General features: G+C 59.3%; 18 protein-coding genes and 2 tRNA genes. 5 read left to right on the forward strand and 15 right to left on the reverse strand.

Going from position 1 to position 18,887, the window contains the following annotated elements; translation table 11 throughout:
• Positions 1–143 precede the first annotated feature (143 nt).
• The 3 genes from gltX (at position 144) to V7D81_RS00015 (ending at position 1,798) form a co-directional block, all read left to right on the forward strand.
• Positions 144–1,544: a glutamate--tRNA ligase gene (gene gltX, locus V7D81_RS00005; protein ID WP_324313634.1), complete on the forward strand. Its 1,401-nt coding sequence runs from the start codon at positions 144–146 to the stop codon at positions 1,542–1,544.
• Positions 1,545–1,628: 84 nt separating this feature from the next.
• A tRNA-Ala gene (locus V7D81_RS00010) sits at positions 1,629–1,704 on the forward strand.
• Positions 1,705–1,722: 18 nt separating this feature from the next.
• Positions 1,723–1,798 (forward strand) — tRNA-Glu (locus V7D81_RS00015).
• Between the two features lie 207 nt (positions 1,799–2,005).
• Here the strand turns inward: V7D81_RS00015 and V7D81_RS00020 are convergent.
• Together V7D81_RS00020 and V7D81_RS00025 are read right to left on the reverse strand one after the other, a co-directional pair.
• On the reverse strand, positions 2,006–2,809 hold the full coding sequence (locus tag V7D81_RS00020; RefSeq protein WP_324313635.1) for a DUF3800 domain-containing protein: 804 nt from the start codon (positions 2,807–2,809) through the stop codon (positions 2,006–2,008).
• A gap of 195 nt (positions 2,810–3,004) precedes the next feature.
• Positions 3,005–3,751, reverse strand: a complete 747-nt coding sequence (locus V7D81_RS00025; RefSeq protein WP_324313636.1) for a helix-turn-helix transcriptional regulator — start codon at positions 3,749–3,751, stop codon at positions 3,005–3,007.
• 780 nt (positions 3,752–4,531) lie between these two features.
• On the opposite strand from V7D81_RS00025, the gene V7D81_RS00030 reads away from it, so the two are divergent.
• Positions 4,532–5,335 carry a hypothetical protein gene (locus V7D81_RS00030; RefSeq protein ID WP_324313638.1) on the forward strand — a complete coding sequence of 268 codons (804 nt, stop codon included), beginning with the start codon at positions 4,532–4,534 and terminating at the stop codon, positions 5,333–5,335.
• Positions 5,325–5,891: a type II toxin-antitoxin system VapC family toxin gene (locus V7D81_RS00035; RefSeq protein ID WP_324313639.1), complete on the forward strand. Its 567-nt coding sequence runs from the start codon at positions 5,325–5,327 to the stop codon at positions 5,889–5,891. Before V7D81_RS00030 ends, V7D81_RS00035 begins: the two co-directional genes overlap by 11 nt.
• Positions 5,892–6,224: 333 nt before the next feature.
• Here V7D81_RS00035 and V7D81_RS00040 read toward each other — a convergent pair whose 3' ends face one another.
• The 13 genes from V7D81_RS00040 to V7D81_RS00100 all read right to left on the reverse strand — a co-directional run bounded on the left by V7D81_RS00040 (position 6,225) and on the right by V7D81_RS00100 (position 18,850).
• On the reverse strand, positions 6,225–8,636 hold the full coding sequence (locus V7D81_RS00040; RefSeq protein WP_324313641.1) for a S8 family peptidase: 2,412 nt from the start codon (positions 8,634–8,636) through the stop codon (positions 6,225–6,227).
• The gene (locus V7D81_RS00045) at positions 8,636–9,826 is read right to left on the reverse strand and encodes an AAA family ATPase (protein ID WP_324313643.1); all 1,191 of its coding nucleotides are present in this window, start codon (positions 9,824–9,826) and stop codon (positions 8,636–8,638) included. The genes V7D81_RS00040 and V7D81_RS00045 overlap by 1 nt, the downstream gene beginning before the upstream one ends.
• 671 nt (positions 9,827–10,497) lie before the next feature.
• Complete coding sequence (locus tag V7D81_RS00050; RefSeq protein ID WP_324313644.1) at positions 10,498–10,920, reverse strand: hypothetical protein; 423 nt, start codon at positions 10,918–10,920, stop codon at positions 10,498–10,500.
• Positions 10,921–11,092: 172 nt separating this feature from the next.
• Positions 11,093–13,258 carry a hypothetical protein gene (locus V7D81_RS00055; RefSeq protein ID WP_324313645.1) on the reverse strand — a complete coding sequence of 722 codons (2,166 nt, stop codon included), beginning with the start codon at positions 13,256–13,258 and terminating at the stop codon, positions 11,093–11,095.
• The gene (locus V7D81_RS00060) at positions 13,245–14,516 is read right to left on the reverse strand and encodes a hypothetical protein (protein ID WP_324313646.1); all 1,272 of its coding nucleotides are present in this window, start codon (positions 14,514–14,516) and stop codon (positions 13,245–13,247) included. Before V7D81_RS00060 ends, V7D81_RS00055 begins: the two co-directional genes overlap by 14 nt.
• Positions 14,517–14,632: 116 nt before the next feature.
• On the reverse strand, positions 14,633–15,373 hold the full coding sequence (locus V7D81_RS00065; RefSeq protein WP_324313647.1) for a hypothetical protein: 741 nt from the start codon (positions 15,371–15,373) through the stop codon (positions 14,633–14,635).
• 5 nt (positions 15,374–15,378) lie between these two features.
• On the reverse strand, positions 15,379–15,576 hold the full coding sequence (locus V7D81_RS00070; protein WP_324313648.1) for a hypothetical protein: 198 nt from the start codon (positions 15,574–15,576) through the stop codon (positions 15,379–15,381).
• 92 nt (positions 15,577–15,668) lie between these two features.
• Positions 15,669–16,052, reverse strand: coding sequence for a hypothetical protein (locus tag V7D81_RS00075; RefSeq protein WP_324313650.1), 384 nt, complete (start codon positions 16,050–16,052; stop codon positions 15,669–15,671).
• Positions 16,049–16,741 (reverse strand): hypothetical protein, encoded by a 693-nt coding sequence (locus tag V7D81_RS00080; protein WP_324313651.1) that lies wholly within the window; start codon positions 16,739–16,741, stop codon positions 16,049–16,051. The genes V7D81_RS00075 and V7D81_RS00080 overlap by 4 nt, the downstream gene beginning before the upstream one ends.
• An 86-nt stretch (positions 16,742–16,827) precedes the next feature.
• On the reverse strand, positions 16,828–17,193 hold the full coding sequence (locus tag V7D81_RS00085) for a helix-turn-helix domain-containing protein (protein ID WP_324313652.1): 366 nt from the start codon (positions 17,191–17,193) through the stop codon (positions 16,828–16,830).
• Positions 17,194–17,195: 2 nt separating this feature from the next.
• Positions 17,196–17,417, reverse strand: coding sequence for a helix-turn-helix transcriptional regulator (locus tag V7D81_RS00090; RefSeq protein ID WP_324313653.1), 222 nt, complete (start codon positions 17,415–17,417; stop codon positions 17,196–17,198).
• A 165-nt stretch (positions 17,418–17,582) separates the two neighbouring features.
• Positions 17,583–18,386, reverse strand: a complete 804-nt coding sequence (locus tag V7D81_RS00095; RefSeq protein ID WP_324313655.1) for a hypothetical protein — start codon at positions 18,384–18,386, stop codon at positions 17,583–17,585.
• 98 nt (positions 18,387–18,484) lie between these two features.
• Positions 18,485–18,850 carry a hypothetical protein gene (locus V7D81_RS00100; RefSeq protein ID WP_324313656.1) on the reverse strand — a complete coding sequence of 122 codons (366 nt, stop codon included), beginning with the start codon at positions 18,848–18,850 and terminating at the stop codon, positions 18,485–18,487.
• Positions 18,851–18,887 lie beyond the last annotated feature (37 nt).

Below are 18,887 nucleotides of genomic sequence, written 5' to 3' on the forward strand. Positions count from 1 at the left end.
GAGCACTGCTTTCACACGGCAGGGGTCACAGGTTCAATCCCTGTACCGCCCACCATCTCTCGTCGCCATGCGACGCCGACTTCGTCCCGCGTCGGGTTCACAAGTCGATACGAACTCAAGAATTCCAGACGGCTTCATCGCACATGTCCGTTCGCACCCGTTTCGCCCCCAGTCCCACCGGCATGCTGCATATCGGCGGAGTCCGGACTGCGCTGTTCTCCTGGCTGTACGCGAAGCGCCATGCCGGCACGTTCGTGTTGCGCATCGAGGATACCGATCGGGAGCGATCGACCGACGAAGCCACGCAAGTCATTCTCGACGGAATGGAATGGCTCGGACTGAGTGCGGACGAGGGTCCGTTCTATCAGACGCGGCGCATGGATCGCTATCGCGAAGTGCTTGCGAAATTCGTCCAGGACGGGCACGCGTACCGCTGCTACTGCACCAAGGAAGAACTCGCCGAGATGCGCAGCCGGCAGGAGGCCGCGAAGCAGAAGCCGCGCTACGACGGAACGTGCCGCCACCGCACCGAACCGCGCCCCGGCGTCGATCCGGTGATCCGCTTTGCCAACCCCGTCGACGGTTCGGTCATCGTCGAAGACGTGATCCATGGCAACGTCGAGTTCCAGAACACCGAACTCGACGATCTCATCATCGCAAGATCGGACGGCACGCCGACCTACAATTTCTGCGTCGTCGTCGACGACATGGACATGAAGATCACGCATGTCATTCGCGGCGACGATCACCTGAACAACACGCCGCGCCAGATCAACATGCTCAAGGCGCTGGGATCGACCCCGCCGGTATACGCGCACGTGCCGATGATCCTGGGCGCGGACGGCGCGAAGCTGTCGAAGCGTCACGGCGCAGTCAGTGTGCTGCAGTATCGGGAAGAGGGCTTTCTTCCGTCGGCGCTGCTGAACTATCTCGTGAGACTCGGCTGGTCGCACGGCGACCAGGAAGTCTTCACGCTGGAAGAGATGCAGGCGCTGTTCGATATCAAGGATGTCAACAAGTCGGCGTCCGCCTTCAATCCCGACAAGCTGCTGTGGCTGAATCAGCAACACATCATGCGATCGACGCCGCAGTCGCTCGTGCCGCATCTGCAGTTCCAGTTCGCGGCGCTGGGTGTCGCGGTCGAGGACAACGCCAAGCTTGCCGCTGTGGCTAAGGCGCAGCAGGAAAGGGCCAAGACGCTGAAGGAGATGGCGCAGAACAGCGTGTTCTTCTTCGCCGAACTCAAGGGTTACGACGAGAAGGCGGCCAAGAAAAACCTCACGGCAGAAAGCGCCCCCGTGCTGGCCGCGGTTCATGAGCGTCTGTCAGCGCTTCCGCAGTGGAATGCTGCTGCTATCCACGATGCCGTCAACAGCGTCGCGGCAGCACTCAACGTCGGGTTGGGGAAGGTTGCGCAGCCCATCCGCGTTGCGGTGTCCGGGACGTCGGTATCGCCGCCGATCGATGTAACGCTGGAAGTGCTGGGACGCGAGACGACGCTGCTGCGCATCGATGCGGCACGCAAGGTTGCACTGGCGGCCTGAGCAAGGCATTTCCTGAAGCGCTCGGAACTCCGAAGTTGCCTTGACAGGTCGAGGGCCCTTCAATACATTGCGCGCCTCCCGCGTGGGGCTATAGCTCAGCTGGGAGAGCGCTTGCATGGCATGCAAGAGGTCGCCGGTTCGATCCCGGCTAGCTCCACCAAGCCCCGTCGGTACGTGCGTCCCCATCGTCTAGAGGCCTAGGACATCGCCCTTTCACGGCGGTAACAAGGGTTCGAATCCCTTTGGGGACGCCATTTCTAATCAAGTACTTAGGGTTAAATCAAAGCCCGGGCGGTCGACCCATGGGAAAATTGTGGGAAAAACACCGGTTCCTGGAAGCGTGCGTAGCACTTGAAACCGACTGACGGAGCCGTCAGTATCGCTATCGGGCATCGCCCACGAGGTCTTCGCAAGAAGGCCGCCGCAAAGGCTCAGATCGAGGATCTGGGCCTTTGTCGTTTCTAGCCCCCGCGTTGGTGCCGCCGCACGAGTTCAAAGCAACTGTATTTGGACCCGCAGACCTCGGCTTGTCCCTCCCTCAGACGAATCTCGATGAGGCGCTTTGCGTCTCGCAGTGCCACGTAGGCGCGGTTCAAAGGGTCGTAACCGGCGATAGCCATTGGCCACAAGAACATATCCGCGACTTGCCCCATGGGGGACGACTTTGATTTAAACCGGATCTCGTGAAGGGTCTCAGCAAATTCCTTTGCCGTCAGCGGGGCATAGGGTGCCGACGTCGTTGTCTCAAAGGGCGGGCCCGCCGTTCTCAGGTCACTGTAGTAGCCAACCAGTCGCTCGTCATCGGCTTTGCTGCTGCGCTCTGGCATGACGCGCAGCTTTCGACCGTCGCGTCGCGCGAACTTCGCCGCACGCTCGACCGCAATGGCGAATGCTGTCTGGCAGAGATGCCATTGTCGGCGGCCGTATTTCTCTCGGTAGCGAGCGTCGTATCCCGGTCGATCGATCGCGCAGGTCACGCCTAGGACCTCCATCGCCAGCAAGGTCTTCGTAAGGTCGTTCATGAACCGGCCGTATTCCGTGCCGTCACGCTTCAGCCAGGTGAATCTGCCCGTGCTGTGGCGGATTTCCACGGAATGCAGTGGATAGTTGATGGACCACCGCGAACAGAAATCCGAATGCAGCTTGCGAGCGCCTGCCTCGTCCTCTTCATTGATCAGGACGCCGCCGAGCGCGAAAAAGTCGCGGACGTTAGGATTAAACCTCAATGGCTTGCGATTCGGTAGGCGTGTGCCTGAATCGTCCATGTAGAAATTTAGAACACGTGGCATGCGGGCAGGATCGGATCAGTCGTTGTTCTTGAGGAGCATGAGGCTGTTGATGGCATCTGGGGATCGTAACGCGGTCAAAGGGTCCGCGCGTCCCTACGTGCCCTATACGCGGCCTTCGGGCTAGAAGGCGAGACAGCGGCGCGCATCCCTGCGCGCTTGGGTGGAGGCGTCCTATCCGGCGCTGAAAAGCGGCTCAGTGAGCATGTCCGGCGGCACTTGATTGCCCGCGGCTGAGGATTCCAGGGCCCGGCGGATGCTGGGAGGGGGATCGATATACACAGCCATGGCAGACCGGGTGTCTCCCGCCTCTAGGAGCGCCTGAACGAGTTGCAGCCACCTCCCGACATCCGAGCCCACGGCTCCCTCGATCAGGCTGTACCACTGCCGCTGTTTCTCGGACTGGGCGAATTCGATCCGGCTCAGCCGCTCCTCGCTCTCCCTCAGGCGCTGCCTGAGGGCGTCCCTCTCGCGGGCATAGTGCTCCGCCACCCGTGCGTTGATGGCAGCCACGTCCTGCTGGCAGCTCTCCACGATCTGGCTCGCCTTGGCGAAGTACTCTGCATCGGGCAGGTCCTCTGTCAGTCCGAGGTCGGCCAGCAGTTCCGCCTCGTCCGCCGGTTCACTAGGGTCCGAACTGTCCGCGGTCTGTGTTCTGCAACAGTCGGCCGCAGTGATGGCAGTCGGCGCTGGTGCCGTGGGAGGAGTCGCGTCGATCGGGCTGGCCGACCCGGCGGGTGGTTCTCCCTTTCGCGGCTGGCCCGTCATCCAGGCAAGCACCTCGTCTTCCCGCCATCCGACGGCTTTGGGGCCGAGTTGGATGGCTTTCGGGAAGGAACCCTCCTTGATTCGCGCATAGAGGGTCGTTTTGGACAGGGTGGTCATGGCGCAGATTTCGCGCCGGCGAAGAATTCGAGACATGGCGAACTCCAATGGTTGACAGACGTGGAAGCCATCGGAGAGCCCAGAGCGCGATCTCGTCATGAGTAACATACCCATCCATGGGTCCTCGCCTCAGAGTGCGATGGGAGCACGAGGCATAGGTCGGTTTACTTTGTGCTCCGCCAGTTCTTCCTCGATCACTGGGATATCGTCTCACCCGATCTGGAGCTTGCCATCCATTTTCAGGGTCGCCGGGAGTGCCAACTGTGTCACAGATCTGGCTGATAGTCCGCGGACTGCGGCAGGCGGGGTGGGGGCGATGGGCGGACCGCTTCAGTCTGGATTCGCCGCTTATAGTTTCTATGATCTTCCTAACAATCATCGCCATGGCATTGTCATAGCGATGCAATGGCAGTACCAAGACATCATAACAATCGCGCCATGAAGCTCTGTCAACCGTTTCCGCGCCGAGAGTCCCAAGCAGACCATGCGGGACAGATCACGAAGGAGTGGCGAACCAGGGCGGACAAACTTTTGGGGGCGAGCTGATCTGTTGTGCGCGAAACATGATCGCTGGAAAACAGAAACTTTTTGAGCCTGCCGAAGCCAAGCAACATACGTTGGCTGGCTGGCTCCAGATTTTTCCGGTGCCTGAGCGCGCCCAGACGCAGGCGGCGCCCGCTAGCGGTCCGAGACCATCGCTAGTTTTCCCACTTTCACCCTGACGCGATACACTGCTGTAAGGTTGCGCAGTACAACTACACGGAGGAGCACCGGCGATACGTCGCTGCGTCAGCGTTCTCGATGCCGCAATTCAGAATGCATGTGACGCTGTTCAAGGGCCAAGAGTCCATCGAACTGTCGCGCCTATCTACGCTGCCGGAGGAGTTGGCTAAGCTCTTCAAGTCCATCGGCGACGATGCGGGCCTGTTGCCCGTGGAAAACCAGTGGCGCGCATCCAAGTTCACGGACGGCTCGCTTCGATTCGAGGTTTCGACTCACGAGGGTGTCTCAGCCAAGACGGCGGCAGCCTGCCGCCGCATCGCCACGTCTGTGTTCGAGGGAAAGCCGCAGGCGGCGCATTCTGCTGGCGCCACTGAAAAGACCTTCCTCCAGTACGCCCAGGTCGCCAAGAAGATTCATCCGGGCGAGGCAGTGTCGGTTGCGGTGCTACCTGCAAAGAAGAGCCCCAAGAAGCCCCCCAAGCCCTACTTAGTCACTGCCGAAGTTGTCGAACGGCTCACCGAATCAGTCCGGCAATTCATCGAGTACCACGGCACCGTTCTGGGCGTCATTCACGCGTTTTACAAGGAAGCAGAGCGCCCACATTTCGACCTGCGCGACGTATCCCGCGGCAACATCATCAAGTGCTTCTTTCCCCGCGAGCTATACGGCGACGTCGTCAGCGCCTTGGCACCCAGAGACCGGCGCGTACACGTATCAGGAATGGTGCGCGCGAATCGCCTCAGCAAAGAAATTGACCAGATCGGCGTCGAGCGACTGAAGCTCGTCGATTCCATCACTGACGAAGAGTTCGAAAAATTCTTTGGCAGTGCCCCGTCAATGACCGGGAGTGTGGGCGCGGCGGACTTTGTGTCTGCCATCAGGGACGATGAGCACTAAAAAAATCTACCTCGACGCCTGCTGCTTCATTGAACTTGCGCTGGATGCCAACGGCAAACAGGTGCATGACGGCGGGAAATTTCTCTGGCATCTGAAAACAGCACTCCGTGCTGGGCGCGATAAGAGACTCACGGTCGTCACGTCGCTCTTCAGTATCGTGGAATGCACTTCCGCCGACGGGGACATCAGCGAAGAGACGCAGAGAATTTTTCGCAGCATCCTGACGTCTGGGTCTGGCGGGGTCACGCCATGGCAGACCGATATTTTCGTTCTTGAGCGGGCCAGGGACCTCAGGTGGAAATACGAGATGAACCTGCGGCCAGCGGACGCGCTTCATGTGGCGAGCGCAATCGACGCCCAGTGCGACGAGTTCTGGACCTGGGATGGCGTCGGTAAATCGGCGAAGTCCATTCTCAATGCGAAGGCTGCGATTGCGCGCCAGGGTGTCGCGGTCGTTGTCCCATCCGACACGCAATGTATCCCTTCCGAGTATCGCCAGGGCTTGCTGCCGATTGACCAAAAGCCCGAAGCTGAATCGCCAGCCACGCCAGGTTAGCTTGGGGCGACGCGTGCGACCTGAGCCAGAGAAGGTCAACCTCAACGTCCGACACGATTTGATCCAGACGACTCATCAACTCCTGAACCAGTTCACGGGTGTGAACCGCGACGGTAGAGCAGGCACTCGCATCGGAGCCGTGTGTCAGCGCCATCTCAAGGCAGTGCAACTGTGCATCGACGGTCATCAGATCGGTGCGCACGTTATCGATCGCAGTCGCGAGGTTAGGCATATGTCACCGATCCGCAATTGAGTGCGGCGACAGAAGTCCAAGCCTCGGTGTCGGAGTCGGGGAGCGAATGCCTCGGACCACGAGTCTGCGGAAGATCCTGTCTAAGGAGCGCCCCTCGTGGTTATGCGATTTGCGGTTCGAACATCTGCAAGCTTCACCCCGCCTGCAAGAAGGCCCTGTCTGAGTTCCTGAAATACGTGCTCTGTTTTCTTGGGATCTTCAATCGTAAGCAATACCGAGAAAGGCACGCCATTGGTTGGAAAGTTGAAGCCAGTCCGCGTGAGCCCTTCGATTACCAATCGCCACTGAGAAGAGGCGCCAATACCTTGGAACTTTTTTTCGTACTGCTTCACCGGGGACCACTTCTGGCCATGCTCGATCAACTTCTTCTCGTATGTCTTGTCGGTCTCGCTTCTCAGTCGGCCTGTCCACGCGATGTCACCGGTATTCGAATCGAATGATTCTTGTCTCAGGTGTGCGTCGAGATTTACGCGAACAAACTCTGCGTCGAAAGATCTATCAACCGGTGGGCGGTAGACAAGAGTCAGCTTGACTCTGCCTCTGCAGTTGCCGGATGAATCTGTCAGGCTCGCGGGCCATGAGAAGGGGAAGACCAGCTCCCGGTCGCGCTCTAGAACGCCATTGAAGAGCAGCGTGATTCCATGGTCCTCCGTTTCGAGCATCTGGGCGCTCTGAGCTGGCAACCCAAACCCCACGAAGTCGCGGGCAATCCGGCGTAGTGATTTGGCGGCAAGATCCTTCGGCGTGCGTGCGTGGTGAATTAGAAGGGCCAGGAGTGTCTCTCTTTCCACTTGTCCTTCGATCTGGTTGGACAAGGCTGCGAGTTGTCTGGCAACGAGTGGTGCCGCGTAGCTAGTTCCACAGCCATCCGTCACATTCCCTGAAGTGTCGATTGACATCAACTCATGCTTGGCGCTGCCACGACCACCGACATGTGCCACGTCTGGCTTCATGCCCAGCGCTGCGCTGGGCCCTCGCCGCGTGTAAGTGGTCGGACGCAATGGCCCCGAACATTTCGGAGGATTCAATGCGCCAACGACGAGGGAGCGAATACTCTCCGCCGGCTGCAGGAGTCGATCTTTGCCTGTATGTCTGTAGTCGGCCAGCATCTGAAGCACATCTGGTGGATCATCTGGCCATTCGGACCGGAAAGTTGACGAAGACAGGTTCCCAGCGGGGAGTACAAAAATGACGTCGTGGAGGTCGGCAATAACATCGAGCATCCAAGCGAACACGCCATAGGCATCATCAGCAACCTGTCGTTCCAGTGCGAGGCTCATGTTGAACACTCGCACGCCAGTCGCTTTTGCGGTGAGGATCTCGATCTCGAGCTGTTCGAGGAAATCTAAGAAGCCCCTTGGATAGAAGGCTTGATAGCCGCTACTGGTGGTAGGGTGCAGAGCGAGGTCGAAGAACTTGCACGGCACTTCTGCAAATAGCTTGTCATCATTAAATTGATCCGACGCTGCAACAAGACCGGCAATGAATGTTCCATGCGACCGATCTTGGCCGCCGGTCGAGCCGACAAAGTCAGTTCGACCTGCGCACCAGCCGTCGAGCGCCTTCAATTTCGCGATGCCAGTGTCGATTACGCCGACGACTGGATACTGGGAAGTCTCATCCGGTGCTTTGAGCGTAGCAGGACCAGCGGGGTTACCCGGCACGGAGTGACCAACTTCGACGATCGGCGGCAACATGATTCTCCGAACAGCGGGGTCTTTGTCTAGAACATCGAGGACAGCTTGGTGCTGTGTCAGTTTGCTCCGTGCGTTGTCTGCGACTCGGAGGAAGATCAACCGTGAACCTTCGTACCGAGCTGGGGGTTTAACCACTTCGACGGGCATTGATCGTAGATTCATCCGGAGGCGATCGAGGTTCTGTTTCGCTCGCGTACGGCGAGTGTCGGACGCAACCTCGCGTGGGTCGGCGAATGTTTCAACAATGTACACGCCGCCAGTTTGCGGGTGCTTCAGCCAATTCATCGCCTCTTCGGCGGAGAAGCGTCGGCGATCAGTTGGTTCATGTGGTCTGAGGATTTGGATTGCCCCCACCTCGCCACGCGCGCGGCTGGGGTTGGGTACAAGTTCATCGGTCTTCTTGTTTTTCTTGTAAGCGACCTCGATTTCCGCGCGATCGACAGCTTGATGAACGGCCGCGATGTTTTCGCTCGTAAGCTCGACAATCATTTCACCAAGCTCGCCGCTTCCAACAATGGGCGTGCGTGCCGGAGGAAATACCGCGGTTGTGGGTCTTCTGGTCTTGGCCCAGGCGTCCCCTTGCAGAACTACGTGAGCGTATTCAACCCCTACATCGGGATTGGCCTTCAGCCTTTTTTCTATCTCCGATAGCTCGCCCAGGATCTTTGTCTTGTGAGCTTCGAACTCGGCGTCGCGTCCTTTGAAGAAATCCTTCACCGAACCCCCGCCATTGTCCTCGGGTCTCTCCAGATAGTTCTTGGTATTGAGAATGACCTGGACTGGATTGTTTGCCATTAGCGCCTCCGCGGAACGCCGTCCTGTTTCAGCCATCGGCTAATCGTCGATTGATCGCGATTGAAGATCTGAGCAAGCTCCCCTTGTGTGAACCGGACGTCTTCATCGGTTACCAACGTCCTCGCTAAGGCCTCAAATTCGCCAACGAGCTTCTGCTGCCGTGGTGATTCACGAAAGTCGGCGCTGAGCTGTGCGTTAACGCGAAGAGCTTCAGCCATGCTGAAGTCGTCGGACTTCTTCAGTACAAACATTCGAAGGATCGCATTGCATAGCGTTTCAATCTCGGCGCCACTGCGTCCTTCTGTGAACCAAGCAAGCAACCGTCGATCAGCATCCGATAGTGTAATGCCCGCCGTGTAACGCTCGACTATGGCCTGCCTCGATGCGAAATCAGGTTTCGGTACATGAACGCGGACATCGAAGCGCCTCCAGATCGCGCTATCGAGGAGTTGTTCATGATTGGTGATCGCGAGGGTGAAGCCGATGCTGGATCGCGAATCTAGGCATTGCAGAAGCGTATTGACTACGCGCTTGATCTCGCCAACTTCATGAGGGTCGTCTCTGATTTTGGCGATCGCGTCGAACTCGTCGAGAAGCAGAACACACTGGTATCTGTTCGCAAAATCGAAAAGCGAAGCGATATTGCGAGCTGTTGTGCCAAGGAACGAGGAGATCAATCCATCGAGTCGCGCAACAACCAGTGGCAGCTCTAGCCGCTTTGCGATGGCGCGGGCGAGCTGTGTCTTTCCGGTCCCTGGCGCGCCGAACAGTAAGCAATTGAGTGGCGGACGTACTGACAGTGCGAGAAATTTTTCAAGATGCGTCCATTCTTCGACGAGTGAGTCAACCGCCGGTTGGAGAGAAGCATTGAAAACGAGGGGGCGGTCATTGAGTTGCGCAGGATGAACGATTTGCGCGAGTAAGTTGCCGGTTTCCCTATCAGCCGGTGGCCTTACTGTAGGGCTCATCACTTCGCCTGCAACGACCGCGCGAGTGAGGATCACTCGCGTGGGCTCGATCTTTCCGCTGCGCTCGTCGCCCGAAAGCAGTTTGGAGAGAGCTCGCGCCTCTTCGGAAGAGCCGGCGGAGGTCAACGCCTCCTGCAATCGTTCGAGGTGCTGGCGAACTGCAACATTAGGATTTTGCAATGCGGAACGCGCCAGCGCCAAAACGATTGAGAAGTGGTCCATAATGCATCCGAGGCCGTGTAAAATGCGCAAGATAGCATTTTAATGCATCGTACCCTATGAATTGATGGGTCTCAACCCGAATATTATGCATAACTGGACGGCTGGCGAAGTTTGAGGGCGCTTTGCGCTTTTCCCAGGTTAGGAGCCGTTTTTCCACCGCGCCGCCGTGGGCTCGTGATCATGTCGTCCTGAAGGCGCACAGCATTCGTCTGCTGGCAGAGCTTTTCCGCACTCTCCGCAAACTCTGGGCTTGTACTTGGTTGGGCGACCAGCCATTTGAATTCACAGCTTCCAGCAGTTCATCGACGCCACCGCAGCGGTCGCGCCGTTCTGCAGCACGCGAATGCTGTGCGCCTTTGTCGAGATGTGGCAGGCGGGTCTCCATCCCCATTCGAGAGCGCGTCGCCTAGAGCGAGAGGTATTGATGCGGACATGGCATGAGATTGCGCAGACAGGCTCATCCAAATGCATTTGCAGAATGGTGCGTCCTGGTCGCGGCCCCAAGGCACGCAGGTCCGGAAGAGGGGAGCAGCACGCAGTAGATTGCTGTAGCTCGGATTTTGAGCTGACGTAGGGGTCCCGCTCCTAGTGTCATCAGGATCGGAACAGGCTGCTTCGCATGTGGCCGATGCAGCGATGTAGATACGTTTTCCCACGGTGCCGGAGTAGGCTCATGTCGCACAGTCGTCGGGTGTCGAGTGTCGGATCTCAGGCAGCGCCTCGGCGGCAAGTTCTTGTTCTGCATTGATGGTCATGAACGTCCTTGATCTCAGCGTGCGTCGTGCTTCCCGCAGAACCTCGTTATGAAGTTCTTGCAAGTCGTCAAGTGGCAATCCCGCCTGATAGCTACGTCGCATGAACGCGAGCGTCGTCTGTCGGATGACCTCGTTGCAGACCAGGCGGATTTCCTTGTGGAACACGCCTGGCGCGCGGATCAATGCGATGACCACGCCGACGAGGGCCGATGCGACGATTGCCGGCCAGACCGGTGCCTGTTGGAAGGCCGACACCAGAATTCCTGCCAAGCCGAAGAGAAGGCCGTGGACGACCGAGTTTCTGATCACAAACCGCCGGAAAGGAAACGAGTCGCTCATCTAGCTGTTCACCAGGATTAATTGAACATGTCTCACAGAGTTTCGACCGCTTTGGAGGTTGCAGTCGCCGCGATCGCAGCTGGACTTCTGGCCGGTGCATACCGCCTTTGGTTCGTAGGCCGATTCTGGTGGTTCGTTGGGTTCTGCATCGCCGTCGTGGCCATCATCTACGCTATCGACGCGCTGGTTCGGAGCCGCCAACGGCGCCAGCCGCGACGTACGGCAGTGATCGATTGACTGGGAGCAGGCCACGTACAGCCTGACGAGCCTGCGACGCACTTCCAGCCTGTGCGGCAGCATTGATCCCTTGCATCGCGGCTGCTGTTTCAAGATTGCCACTCGCCACCATCGCAACACCGAGCTTCTGCCCGAGCTGCTGCAGTCCTTTCATGAGCACGTTGCCGGTGTTCGAGTAGTTGACGACGCCTTCCTTCGGCACCTTCGCGAGTACCAGGCGATAGAACTCATTCAGCGTCGCCATGTCCTGCGGAGAGAAGACGGCTTGCATGTTCTCTCTGTATTGCTTGATGAAGAATTGCTCGTAGCGTGACTTGAACATGCGTGGGCTGACGCCGTTGTCCTTCAAGGCAGGGCGGAACACGTACTCGAGCATGCCTTGCTTGAGCGCCTTGTGAGCTGGGCTGTCCTCGCCGTGGATCTGGACGATGCGCTTCGCAAGTGCGCTGTTGAACGCAGCGGACTTGATGACCTGCTCGCCGGTGGCCGATTCACTCTTGAGCCAGTCCTGGACGGTACGGCCCGCACGACGCTCCGCCAGTCCTTCTGCGCGGCCGGGCGAGTAGAGATCGCGGAATCTGGCATACAGATCGCGGCCACGCTTCCAGGCCTCGACCGCTACTTTGTCACCGGTCACTTTGCCGCTATCGATCGCGCCATTGACCATCTCATCGAATTCGCGGCGCAACACATCGAGGCCCATACGATCCGTCGCATCGGCTGATCGCCACTGCGCGTTCATCAGTTTGCGCAGGTTCTCAAGCTTGGAAAGCGGGATGTTGCCCGGCGTCTGGCCTCGCTCGGCGACAGCGACCATCCATTCCTGCCGAGCCCGAAGGTTATCGAGCAGCGTTGCCGTCTTCGGAAACAACGCCGGATCGTAGTCGATGGAGTTCTTGAGCTTCGCCTCGACGCCATCGAGGAACGATCGATAGCTTGTGGAGTTCAGGGCCGAGCCGGCTTCGCGAGCCGTTGCGTACGCTTCACGATACGCGCCTTGCGCCTTGTCGGCTGCGCGACGCGTTGCAGAAAGCAATGCCTGGCCGGCGTCTGCCGTGTCTCCTGCCAGAGGAGTGTTGCCCGCAATTTCCCGCTTTACCAGGCCGAAGCCGGTTTCATTGTTCGCGCCACGAAGTGCAGCATCGGCGGTCTCGCCTTGGCTGCGCATGATGTTTCCCGCTTTGGTGGTGACATCCATGCGGCGCAGATTCTCCTCAAGAGACTGTTGGGCGTAGTCATCGGTCAATTCGCCTTTCGTCAGCGGCACGCCGAAGCGACGTGAGAGGGCCAACCGGTCGGCGACTCCCGGCACGCTGTGAACGCCAACGCCTGCGTTGGCTGCATCGTCGGCGGCGCGTGACAGTTCACGCAGCAACTGCGGGGTGATCTGATCGACCTTCAGCCCAAGCTGGCGGGCGGCGGCGCGGCCCTGCTCGGTAATGGATTCGCCACGAACGTGAGGGCGAAGGGCGTCCCATGCTCGCTTTACGCTCGTTCCCGCGCTTTGCAGCCATCGTGCTAGGACAGGCGCCATAGCTTGACCTGCTGCGCCCGCTACCCCTGTAACGCCCGCACGCACAGGATCGATGCCCTGCTGTGACCCTTGAGGAATGGCGGCGATGTCCTCGGCAACGCTCGTGGCGCCCGATGCTGCCCCCATCAGAGCGACCTTGCCGAGTAGCGGCCGTGCCAAGCTGGCCGTCCGTCCCGCCGGCAAGTACTTGGCAATGCCTTCTCCAACGCCGAGGACGTCACGTAGGGACGCGCCGGGCTTGTTCACGTAGCCCATCTTCCCCTTGTACGAAATGATCGGGGCCCCGCTCGAATCACGAATGACCGTCGCGTCTGGGAGTACGGTACGGATGATGTCCGCTCTTGCCTCATCATTCGGTGATGTCAGGTAGCCGAGTGCCAATCTCCACTTTGCAAGCTCGGGAGCACCATCGGCATCGAATTCACCTAGCTGCGAATAGTCCGGCTCCGGCTCGTCGAACGGGTCGTCGAGTACGCCGTACTCGGAAGCTTGGTTGCCAGCGGCCCGCAGGCCCAATGGCGAGCCCATCGCATCGGCAGGCTGATCGAAGGGATCAACGAGCGGCATACGTGCGCCTCCACTGATCCATGATCTCCTCGTCCGACGCCTGCGGATTCGCAGCCCTCATCTGGTCCAGGTATTCATTCCAGAACACGAGACGACCGCTCTTTGGGTTCTTGCCGGCGAGCGGCGTACGGCGCATGTAGTCGCGCCATGCGCTCTCCCAGCCTTCGATCTTTCCGGTCTGCTGGCGATAGTTCTCGGCGAACTCGGCGCGCTCGATCTTGCGATCGGCGAGAGCCAAGCCGTAGCCGACGATCATGCGATTTACTTCCGGTAGGTTCTTCGCGTTCGCTACGGTTGCCTGAATGACCACGCGGTCACTGTCCGTCTGCGGGCCCTTCTGCTGCATCTGCTTCGAGAGCACGAGATCATTCGCGGCGGCCTTGTACGCGCCAAAGTCGCTGATCTGGTTCAGCCGGGATTCCGAGATCGGCAGGCCCAGATCGGCAAACAGCGAACCGGCAGCAGCTCGGAAGTCCTGTGTCGGACCGGTGCGCGCCTGGTTGTCACGGAGTGTGGAGAGAATGTCCTTCTCATCTTGTGCCATGCGGCCGTCGCTCAGGACTTGGGCAAAGTCCTCGCCAACCCTCCTACCGTACGACTTCTCGGCTTCTGTCTCGGATCGCTGATCGAGCGTGACGCTGACCGGAGGATTGCCTTCGATGATGCGCCTGCGACGAGCGAGGAAATCGTCTTGAGTGATGAGACCGGCGTTGTAGTCCGCGTGGAGCTGTGACAACGGGTCTTGCGGCTTTGCCGTCTGCGGGCTGCTGTAGATCACCCGGCCGGCCTCATCGACCAGCGCACCATTCACGACATGCGCCTTCGGAGTCGGCTGCTGTGCCAACTTCTGCTTGAATAGCATCGTCTGAAGCGCGTTCTGCAACGACTGGTCCTGAGTGGACTGACCCGTGAGCATCGCATTGCCGATCAACTCGCCGGTGCCGCGCGGCGTTGGCGACGGTCCACCACCTGCGAGCAAGGACGCCGCCATGGCCATCGTGGCGCGTCGGCGGGCTGCTTCGACATCGCTTGGTCCAAGGAGGCCACCATAGGTCTCGGCTGGACCAAGAAGTCCGGTCGTGAGGCGATCCATAAACGCCGGCTTCTGCTGCGGCTGCGGCGCTGGTGTGGGGAATCCCATGCTCATGCTTTGGCCCGGCTGCAATGGCGTCGCGGAGGGTGCCGGGTTCGGAGGCAGAGCGGCCGCCTTCGGCACGCGCTGCTGTTTCTCCTTCTCCTGCTCCAAGAGCAGCGCCATGAGATTCGCTTGCGGTTGCGCTCGAGGGAAGAAGGGGGTGTATTGGGCCATGCTGTTACAGCCTTATCTTGGGTGATTCACGCAGACTCGCGATCAGGCGTCGTGCTTCTCGCGTCTCATGCGACCTCGCGCCGTGCTTCCAACTGTTCTGGCTCGACGCCCGCTTTCCTTCCGGCGTTCTTGGTCCCGTGGATCGCTTCCAGGGTTGCCATCTTCGAATTGCCAAAGCTTGCTTCTTGCGACGTTCGACGCTCCAGCCGTTCATGTGACTCCAAAAGTTCGTTTGCTTGAATCGATGTTCCGCGCGCGGTACTGCCTACTCCGTTGTTCACCTGCTGGTGACCACTGGCGATGTTTGCTTGCTTGACGAAGGCCACCGCCGGTGGATTCTTGACCGTGGCGAGTGTCTCGATGGTCGCGCGACACTGTGACTGTGCCTTCAGTGCCAGACGCATGAATGACTCCGACGCAGGGAGGTGCTCTCGAATGTTGAGCTGCGCAAGCACGGCGTACTCGTTGAACAGCGCGTCGAGGGTATGGGCCTGAATAGCGAGCATGCTTTCCAGCCGGCTGAAGTCCCCGGACGAGGCCTTCGCCCCCTGGTCGCTGAGATCCTTCACGAGTTCATTGATGTTGGCATTGCGGAACCGTCTGTTGTTCCAGCTTGCAATCGTAATGCCGGCTTTGACACTCGGCCGCTGAGTGAATGCAGCAAACTGTCGCTCCTGCTCGGCAGGTTCGCGTGATGTGACTTCGCACACCAAAGCAGCCGCAGGGGCGTGGGCGCTCGCAGGAGTTTGCTTCGGCACTTCGCCGCGGCGCCTCGAAGGCTTGGCATTTGTGTGCTTTCGTGCCACCGCTGCTAGTACCTTGCGCTATGGAGCTCGTCTGCCGCGATGACGCCCGGAGCGCTGCGTGAGAAACGCTCCGCCACTTCCAGCAACGTCTCAACGCGGCCCGACTCGAACTCCGAGAGGTCGCGATGCTGTTCATCCGCTTTGGCGAGAATGTCGCGCGCCTCTGCAACGAACAGTTGTGCCGCGACCGTCGCTAAGCTCATGGGAACCTCACATCTCACGACGTCGAAAGCTACAAGGCGCCATTCCCACGTGCACAACGAAAATGAGAAAAGTGAGAATGGAGCCGCGCACGTCAAATGAGTCCGCGCTCGATCGCATCGGTGCGGATTCGGTAGTACTTCGATTGCGACCAGCCTGTTCGACTGCAGACAATCTTGGCCCGCTCGCCGGCCTCGGCGTCCTGCAACAAGCGCCAGAAGTGGAGAAAGCGTTCGACGTTGACTTCCGTTGGACTGACTTGACGATCTTCGGCGCACTGAGGATCGTCGGGCAGGGAATCGCCGCCCATGAGGGCGGCTTGGCATTCGGCCAGCAGGATGAATGCGCGCGACAGCTTCTGTGCTCTGGGTGACGGCAGCTCCCTTGCGAGTTGAGCTAGCTCGCCCAGGGCCAATGCGACCTCCTGTGCGCCAGAGATTCGAAGGGCAGCCTCGCGGGCCAGGTCGGCGTCGCTCATGACGGTCCCCTCTCAGTTGCGAAACCTGCTTCTGGCTCTGTCGCCTCGTACCGATCGCTTTCCTTCACTGCCTCGGGTTTCGGACCATCACCCTCAGTCTGCGTAGCCCCCACCCCCTGAGTCTTAGAGGCCTCCACCACGGTGGGAGCGAGAAAGGGCAGTTCCTTCTCCCCCATGGTGGGAGCGGTATTGCGGTTCCTCGCTCCACCACGGCGGGAGCGGCCCGCTCCACCATGGGTGGTGTGTGGATTTTTCTTGCCTCGGGCGAGGATTGGGCCGTCATCGCCCTTGCGCCCCTTCATGAGACGCGCTGTTTTCCGTACGAACTCGGGCCAATCGGCCGGTCGTTTCCAGCGTGCCCACGTATGGGATGGCACGGGCGAAGTCGCAACGCCGGGGTCGAACTGAACGGACTCGAACACGTCGATACCGCGCCAGGTCAAAGCGAAGAGACTTGGGAGTTTCGTGCCACGTGAGAGATGACCACGTCGGGTGCACACGATCAGATCGGCGCCTTCGAGCAAGCGCAGACCGGCGTACAACTTCCATTGGGAGGTGATGCCAAGCCGCTTGGCTTCGCTGAACGGCAAAGACAAGTCGCCATTGTTGTGGCTGTTGAATCGTGACGCGAGCGCAAAGAGCACGCTTCGACCCCAGTCCGGCTGTGCGTGATAGGCCTCAGATTCCATGAGTTCCTCTGGAATGAGCGCGTAGCGCTCGCCGCGAGCAACTCCGAGGCGGCTGGCATGAGAGCGACGCGCCATGGATCGGAACGTCAGAGGCTTTCATGTCGCGATACGAACATCCGGGTCAGCCGGGTGGCTTGTTCGATCGCCTTCGGTGCCAACGAATACCGCGCGATGTGCGCGGGCTCGCCACCGTAGCCGGCAACCGTGACCATCTCCGTGCGGATGTCGATCCCTTGCTTGCGCCACTCGCTGACCGTGGAGTTCGCGCAGTGATCGAAGACCGGCGCTTTCTCGAGTTCGAAGGAGGTCTTCGGACCGGTCAGAAGAGCGTCAAGCAGTCGAAGTTTCTTGGCGCGGGGCTTGAGTGCAGCGCCGTGATGGCTAGACTCAGTTGTGCAGTGTTGCTGATCTTGCGGGCTGCCAGTCGGGGCGGCCCATTTGCTGTTAGGCATGTTCACCCGCCCTGGGCGCTCATGCGCTCGATCAGACCGCGGATATCAGAAACGCGCCACGCGGCTGCCTTTGAGCTTCCAGTCAGCTTGACCGGCTTAGGATAGCGGCCGGCTTTGATGCCTTCGTACCAAACGGTTTTTGAAACTGGGAAGACTCGGAGAACAGTCGCGATCTTGATGAACCCCTCTGCTGGCAGATCGGAGTTCGGGGGGCGAGCAGCCATGTGATTGAACCCTCGAAAACCTCTGGAGCGACGCGACAGTTCGGGATGAACGGTCTTGGTTGTCCGAGGCGCGGGGTAATCGTTGCTGGTTAGGGTGGAAGCGAGAACGGTGGAACGAGCGCCAACAAATGCTCCTTTCCTTCACCGAAAGAAAGCGAGGGAAATTCATTTCGATTTCTTTCGCCTCAACTCCGCAAGCTGCATTTCGATAACTCTCTCACCCAGCTGCGAACCAACCGCTTGCGCGAGATGCTTGACGATCCCTGGCGAGATGTTCCCGAATGCTGAGTGCAGATCTTCGGCTACGCGAGCGATGAACGCGCGGTATGGATAGCTACTGTCGCGGCGCGTCCTTCTCCGCTGTTTGTCAGCATGCTGCTTGAGGCTGCGCAGTTCATGCTCTAGCAGCAATGTTCGTACCGGATCTCCATGGAATCCGACACCGAGCTTCTGGATATCACGTACCACTGAATCGATGTGACGCGCAGCTGCTTCTCTCTGCGGCGCGGTCGGCTCGGGGTCTGTGTATCCGCCGGTTAGGCGGAATGATCCAATGGCGAGAATAGCGATCCTGAGAAAGCGGAACTCGGCGCGAGCGTGGCGATATCCTTCAGGTGACGTTCGGCGAGTTTGGAGATTCTGAAAAGTGCGCGCCGCGGCTTTGAAGCTTGCCTCCTTCGCAGTGGCGACTAGGGCCGAGTGTTGTTTCACCAGCTTCAAGTGCTCGGCGACTCTGCGGGTCTGTGACGAGCGCAAAGAATCTATGTCAACATCCAATGGAATGGCCAACAGGCCTCCCGGCGGGACGTGCTCTGGATGTAGGGGATGAAAGAACGGGGAGCGTGGATCTATGCCTCGTTCGTCCATGGGATAAAACACCTCGTCCAAAGATGTTTCGCTAACCAATCTATCGAACGATGCGTAGATCGATGGATCGAGCCCATCGATCGTTGCCTTCTTTTTCGGCATTGCGCTACCCCTCTGCGCATCCCTTGGAAAGGACACCGCGCCAGCCCGGCAAGGGTTTCCGGGTCTTCGGTAGCGAGCCTAGGCGCGATGGTTTCTGATCAACTCGCCGTCAACGTAGCCGAATCCTCGCAGCGATCCAGCACAGCTTTCAGGCGCGACGCGGCGACATCCAACTTGCTTGCCGTCAGGCGCAGATAGTCCGCTTCGCGCTGAAGCCATGACGCCGCGTCGGTGTATGTCTTCGCGAAGCCGGGACTCTGGCTCACGCGTGTGTATAGAGCCTGATCGTCGTCACGAAGAACGACGGCCATCATGCGGACGGCCGCGCCGCGCTTGCGGTCCCATCCCTCATCGTATTTGCCAACGTTGAGCTTGAGACCGCGAAACTTCTGGCGCACCGGCGCCGCACGATTTGCCTTGAACTCACGCTCAGCGAGAGCGAACAACTTGTTTCCCATTGCCATATGAACTTCACCCGTATCGAATCGGCCCGACCCTAAC

This window comes from Povalibacter sp., from assembly GCF_036735925.1.
Lineage (GTDB): Bacteria > Pseudomonadota > Gammaproteobacteria > Steroidobacterales > Steroidobacteraceae > Steroidobacter.